This is a genomic window from Methanomicrobia archaeon (genome assembly GCA_016930255.1).
GTDB lineage: Archaea > Halobacteriota > Syntropharchaeia > Alkanophagales > Methanospirareceae > JACGMN01.
In genome coordinates, this window is record JAFGHB010000078.1 from 1 (window position 1) to 6100 (window position 6100).

Below are 6100 nucleotides of genomic sequence, written 5' to 3' on the forward strand. Positions count from 1 at the left end.
AATCACCGATGAGGCTACCACGTCTCCCATACTGTCCGAGGGGAGGGGGGGATTTGGGAGGAGTTATACTTTATACACCACAAGAAAGAAGGAATTCCTATGCATGTCGTTCCAGAAGGAACGCCAGGAGCGATGGTTGTAGGAATAAGAAAGGTAAAAGAGCTAAGTTACTATACGATGGGAAGAGATCAATTAGCTCAAGCTGTAAAATTGTCAAAAAGAAAAACAGATGCTTTAATTTGGTACTTGAAGCTGAAAGATAATGAAACTTATTGCAAGGAAATCCCCATTGGTAAATCCAAGTACTACAAATATTCACGAGAAGCAATAAGAGCGATTAAAGACACACTTAAAGAGACGTCTTTGGATGAAATCTGGAAACGATATCTAGAAAGGAATAAAATATGATCCCAGTAACGCTTTCTGAGGACATCCTTGCCGAACAGCCGGCCCTCGAATGGTTCCGTGAGCTTGGTTACGAGGTAGCTTTTGGCCCGGACATCAGCCCTGGCGGGCTTTTTCCAGAACGAGATTCGTATAGCGAGGTCGTTCTCACAAGAAGGCTACGTAAAGCCCTAGAGCGATTAAATCCGCAACTACCCGATGATGCCGTTGAGGATGCGCTGCACCAGCTCCTCACGCTTGATTCACCCAATATATGCGTCAATAATCACCGCTTCCATCTGATGGCGGTCAACGGCATTAAAGTTGAAGTGACCACACCGGATGGAGAGCGTCGTGGAGAGCTCGCTCGGGTCTTCGATTTCGATGATTCCGATAATAACGATCTCTTTGTGGCTAATCAGTTTACGGTGGTTGACGGTGAGCACAACCGCCGTCCAGATGTGGTGATTTTTGTTAATGGCCTGCCAATAGCAAACATCGAAGTAAAAAATCCAGTAGGCTATGAGCGGGCAAAGGAAGCGTTTACCAAGAACATAAGAGTCTACAAGAACGAAATACCGCAGCTCTACCAGTACAACGAGATTCTCGTCGCCAGCGACGTTAATGAGGCACGGCACGGGACACTTACCGCTGATTGGGACTGGTACACGCCTTGGCGCGTTATTGAAGAAGGTGTGGAACCGCCCGATGACATGCCCGAACTGGAAGTCATGATAAAAGGCATGTTCGAGAAATCACGTTTGTTGGACATCATTCAAAATTTTATCCTCTTCGAAACGTACCGCGATTCCATCGTTAAGAAAATGGCGATGTACCATCAATACCATGGCGTCAATCGCGCGATACAAGAGACATTGCGAGCAACAAGAGAGAAAGGCGATCGCAAAATCGGCGTGATCTGGCACACGCAAGGCAGCGGGAAATCGCTTTCCATGGTCTTCTTCACCGCCAAAATCATTAAACATCCTGCACTTAAAAATCCCACTATTCTCGTTTTGACCGATCGGAACGATCTGGATAATCAGATATATAAAGATAATTTTTCCAAAGCGATGGATTTGATTCCCTATCCGAAACAAGCCGAGACAATTGAGGATCTCAAACAGAAACTCACCATTCCAGCGGGTGGCATTATCTTCACCACGATCCAGAAATTCCAGACCAAAAACGGCTCGAAATACCCGTTGCTCTCTGAGCGAACGAACATTATCGTCATGGCGGATGAGGCGCACCGCTCGCAATACCGTTTACTCGCCGGGAACGTTCGGGATGCACTTCCTCACGCGTCATTTATCGGCTTTACCGGCACGCCCATCGAGCTGGAAGATCGCTCAACCCGGGTTACGTTCGGAAATTATATCAGCGTGTATATGATGCGGCAATCACGAGAAGACGGCAACACGGTTCCGATCTACTATGAAGGACGGCTGGCTAAAGTCCGTCTCACCAACGAATTCATTGACGAAGAATTTGAGGATGTCACCGAAGGCGAGGAAGAACTCATCAAAGAGAAGTTGAAGAGCAAATGGGCACGTCTTGAAGCAGTCGTCGGTACTGAAGCCCGGCTGAAACAGATTGCCCAGGATATTGTGGAGCATTTCAATCAGCGTGAACTCGAAGGCAAAGCGATGATCGTCTGCATGAGCCGACGTATCGCCGTCAAGATGTATGAATTACTTGGACAAATAATAGCGGCGCCTGAGAGCGCTGTGGTGATTACCAGACCGGAAGATTTCGGGTTGCCGCGGATGACGAAACAGGAACAGGAGGATATCAAAGCACGATTCAAAGATCCGAAAGACCCGCTAAAGTTTGTCATTGTCCGCGATATGTGGCTGACCGGCTTTGACGCGCCTTGTCTCCACACAATGTACGTGGATAAGCCCATGCGCGATCACAACCTCATGCAAGCCATTGCGCGTGTGAATCGCGTCTTCAAAGATAAACCTGGTGGTCTCATCGTGGATTACATTGGTATCGCCGATGACCTCAAGAAGTCACTTAGAGTCTACAGCGATGAAGTACGGACTGATTCTATGATCTCAATTGACGATGCTATTGCTGTTTTACACGAGAAATACGACATTGTGTGCTCGTTCTTTCACGGCATCGAGTATGCAAACTGGCGGCGGTTAGTGCCCGTAGAGTTAACCCATCTCATGCAACGAGCTCACAATGCGGTGACCACGGACGAAGAAACAAAAGACAGCTTCTTACGGCAGAGCTCCGCCCTATCAAAGGCTTTTGCGCTCGTCAGCCCCAATAAGGAGGCAACTGCTATTCGCGATGACGTGCTCTTCTTCCAGAGTGTTCGGAGAAGCATACGGAAATACACGCCTTCTGTAAGGGACGCATCAGAAGATGTCGAGACAGCAATCAAACAACTCGTTTCTGAAGGTGTCTCCTCCGATGAAGTCGTGGACATATTTGGATTCCGGGAAAGCGACCGCCCGGAAATTTCCATTCTCAGCGATGAGTTCCTGAACGACATCCAGAAGATCGAGTACAAGAACTTACAGGTCGAAGTGCTCAAGAAACTCCTCAATGATGAGATAACCGGGAAGATGAAGAAGAATGTCGTGACCTATCGCTCGTTTAAGGATATGCTGGAAAAAACAATTGCCAGGTATCAAACTCGCGCGATAGAATCTGCCGAGGTTATTGAGCGTTTGGTAGATATGGCACGAGAACTACGAACCGTGGAACATCGCGGTGAAAAACTCGGGTTATCCGATGAAGAGATCGCTTTTTATGATGCGGTGGCCCAAGGACGAGAATACATTGAAACCCATGAGCAGCTCTTAGAGTTAGCCAAAAAACTCGTCGTCACGATAAAACGCAATTTGAGCATCGACTGGACGGATCAGGAGAATGTTAAAAGCAAAATACGCGCGAGTGTCAGGAGATTGCTCAAGCGAGAAGGATTCACGCCAGAAGTATATGAACCGATAGTGGGCATTATAATGGAGCAAGCAATTAGTCTCTATCAGGATTACGTACCACTTACCGCCGAGGTACCCGTTTCAGCGGGGGTATGGTAAGGTGAAACGAATCAAAGAACTACCTGATTTTGACCGCCCACGAGAAAAACTCATCAGAAAAGGCTCGGAGGCTCTTTCTGATATTGAACTGATCGCGATTATTATAGGCAAGGGGGTTCCGGGAAAAGACGCGTTTCAGATAGCAAAGGATATCTCTAAGATGCTGGAACGTGATCTTGCCTACCTAAACTATGAAAAACTTCAAGCTATAGAGGGTGTGGGCTCAGCCAAAGCATGTCAACTCCTGGCAAGCTTCGAACTTGCACGGCGATACCTCATAAAAGAAGAAGTAAAGATTACATCGCCGACCGATGTTCTCCCGCTTGTAGCCAATATAACGGATAAGAAACAGGAATATTTTATTTGCATTTCTTTAAACGGAGCGGGTGAGGTCGTTGGCAACAGGATAATAACTGTGGGTTTAGTTGATCACAGTCTTGTTCATCCACGAGAAGTTTTCGCCGACGCGATAACGGATCGGGCAGCATCTGTTATCCTCGTGCATAATCATCCGTCCGGTATTTTGGAGCCCAGCAATCAAGATATTCTCATGACAAAACAACTCGTTGAGGCTGGATCGGTTTTGGGTATTAAGGTTTTGGATCATCTCATTATTTCAAAGAAAGGATATTTGAGTATGAAAGATGAGGGGTTACTATGAGTAGAATCTAAAGTTTGGGCGAAAAATGATAATGGTGGTATAATTCGAAAGAAGATGAGGGGGGAAAAATGACCTACTGGCTTTGTATCACGGATGAAAAGAATTGGAGAGAATTACATGAACACGAGTAGTATTCAGAATCGAGAAGCGAAAATTGCAGGTATCATTCGAGAGTATTCGAAATGGGATGTTGATCGTGACTGGCTTTTTGCTGAAAACAGAAGCAAATCCAACATTTTCCGGGAATCATTTCACAAAATCAATGATTATTTAAAGGACGAGGATTTAGCCCTCTGGTATCTGGCCTTTAGTCAGAGCTTTGGAAGAAAAACAGAGGTCATGCATAGAAAGATGGCCGACTTGTGCACTGCTGCAGACTTACCACTGATTACTTTTGAAACGGATTTTCCACGAGGATGTCCTTATTTAGAGCGAAAAGATATGGTGATGAAGGATATCTTGGCCATCGACTTTAGCAAACAAACCGAAGAGATAGTTGAAGATATTAAGGAGAGGTACCGATCTGAGAAGTTTTATCATGGTGGTAAATGGTGCAGAAACGAGACGTTCGAGAATTGCCCATTCAGAAATGACTGCCCGATATGTGCGTGGGAAAAGCTGATGTATGATTTTCACTTTCCCTATCGGAAGCAGAAGAGGTTCTTCTATTATGACTCGCTCTGTATCCTGAACAACTCTACAATCTCGAGTTTCGGCGACCTCTTCTCAAAGTTGAATTCTCAAATTACGGATCCGACAAAAAGAATAATCGTTATTAAAACTATCTTAGAAGGAATAAGAGGGATCACCACGAAAACACTGCTATTCCTCCAGATGGAGAATATTTACAGGAATAGGGATCTTGATTATTCAGAGTTGATTTTTGTGGATCTGCATGCTATTAGGGTAGCAAAACACGTGCGATTCCCCTATTATGAGGACTATGATCTGGTAACGGCTATCAAAAAATTTTGCGAAAAATATAATCTCACCGCTAGACAGACTGATCTCGCGCTCTGGGAAATGGGTTTTTTATGCACCGACGCAGGTTGTCTTCGTGACAATGCGAAATTATTTGTATTTAACTGGAATAACGTTCCCGGGAGCGACAGCGATCAGTTAATAAAGTTCCTTATTGATGAGTGCAATATTTATTGGGCTGAGGGCGCTGAAATTAACAAAATCGATGACAACAGAATCATCCAAATTCGTAAGGACGAAAACATAGCTCGGATAACGCTTGATGAGCCGGAGGGAAAAGCTCGGTTAAGTGTCAATAATGATAAAATGCTGGATCTGATAGTTAAAAATGAGACAGAACAGCTTAATGTATATAGACGGTGTATCTTTTATGATATTTGTACTAAAAGAAAAGAATTGACAGGGGTCGAAGAGAAAGAATGACCTACTGGCTCTGCATCACGAATGAAGCGAACTGGCAGGTGGTGAAACAGAGGAATGTGTGGGGTGTTGCGGAACGGCACCGGAACACGATCGCGAAGGTGACGCCGGGCGATACGCTGGTGATGTACCTCAAGCAGGAGAAAATTGGTGATGAAATTAGAGAATCGAGGATCGCAGGCGTGTTCACGGCAGCTTCTGCTGTCTACACCGATAAGAGTAAGATATTTAGCACACCAAAGGGCATGGGCAACGAACCGTTTCCGTTGCGGGTAAAGCTCAAGCCTGTTGACATCTTCAAGAAGCCTGTGGCGTTCAAGCCGTTGATCCCCCGGTTACAGTTCATAACGAACAAGAAGAAATGGAGCGGGCATTTGATGGGGAAGGCGATGCGCCAAATCTCAGAAGAGGATTTTGAGGTGATGGTGGGATAAAAGAATTAAAAACGGAGGTGATATACTGTGGATGAGAAAAATAGTATGATCGGGAAAATTGAAAAGGTTCCTCTCCGAAAAATATGGAAACATGAGGCATATGATTTTACAAGATGGCTACAAGATAATATCGATGTTTTGAACGGCGTTATAGGCAT

The 6100-nt window shown here is 45.3% G+C and carries 5 protein-coding genes; all 5 read left to right on the plus strand.

Annotated elements, in window-relative coordinates; genetic code table 11:
• Positions 1 to 99: 99 nt before the first annotated feature.
• Complete coding sequence (locus JW878_10540; protein MBN1763490.1) at positions 100 to 408, plus strand: hypothetical protein; 309 nt, start codon at positions 100 to 102, stop codon at positions 406 to 408.
• Complete coding sequence (locus JW878_10545) at positions 405 to 3446, plus strand: type I restriction endonuclease subunit R (protein MBN1763491.1); 3042 nt, start codon at positions 405 to 407, stop codon at positions 3444 to 3446. Before JW878_10540 ends, JW878_10545 begins: the two co-directional genes overlap by 4 nt.
• A gap of 1 nt (position 3447) precedes the next feature.
• Positions 3448 to 4107, plus strand: coding sequence for a DNA repair protein RadC (radC, locus tag JW878_10550; protein ID MBN1763492.1), 660 nt, complete (start codon positions 3448 to 3450; stop codon positions 4105 to 4107).
• Between the two features lie 117 nt (positions 4108 to 4224).
• Complete coding sequence (locus JW878_10555) at positions 4225 to 5511, plus strand: hypothetical protein (protein ID MBN1763493.1); 1287 nt, start codon at positions 4225 to 4227, stop codon at positions 5509 to 5511.
• The gene (locus JW878_10560; protein ID MBN1763494.1) at positions 5508 to 5942 is read left to right on the plus strand and encodes an EVE domain-containing protein; all 435 of its coding nucleotides are present in this window, start codon (positions 5508 to 5510) and stop codon (positions 5940 to 5942) included. Before JW878_10555 ends, JW878_10560 begins: the two co-directional genes overlap by 4 nt.
• Positions 5943 to 6100: the final 158 nt, after the last annotated feature.

Coding starts and splice junctions, on each gene's coding strand:
- JW878_10540 (MBN1763490.1), top strand. CDS start 100: ATGCATGTCGTTCCAGAAGGAACGCCAGGAGCGATGGTTGTAGGAATA.
- JW878_10545 (MBN1763491.1), top strand. CDS start 405: ATGATCCCAGTAACGCTTTCTGAGGACATCCTTGCCGAACAGCCGGCC.
- JW878_10555 (MBN1763493.1), top strand. CDS start 4,225: ATGAACACGAGTAGTATTCAGAATCGAGAAGCGAAAATTGCAGGTATC.
- JW878_10560 (MBN1763494.1), top strand. CDS start 5,508: ATGACCTACTGGCTCTGCATCACGAATGAAGCGAACTGGCAGGTGGTG.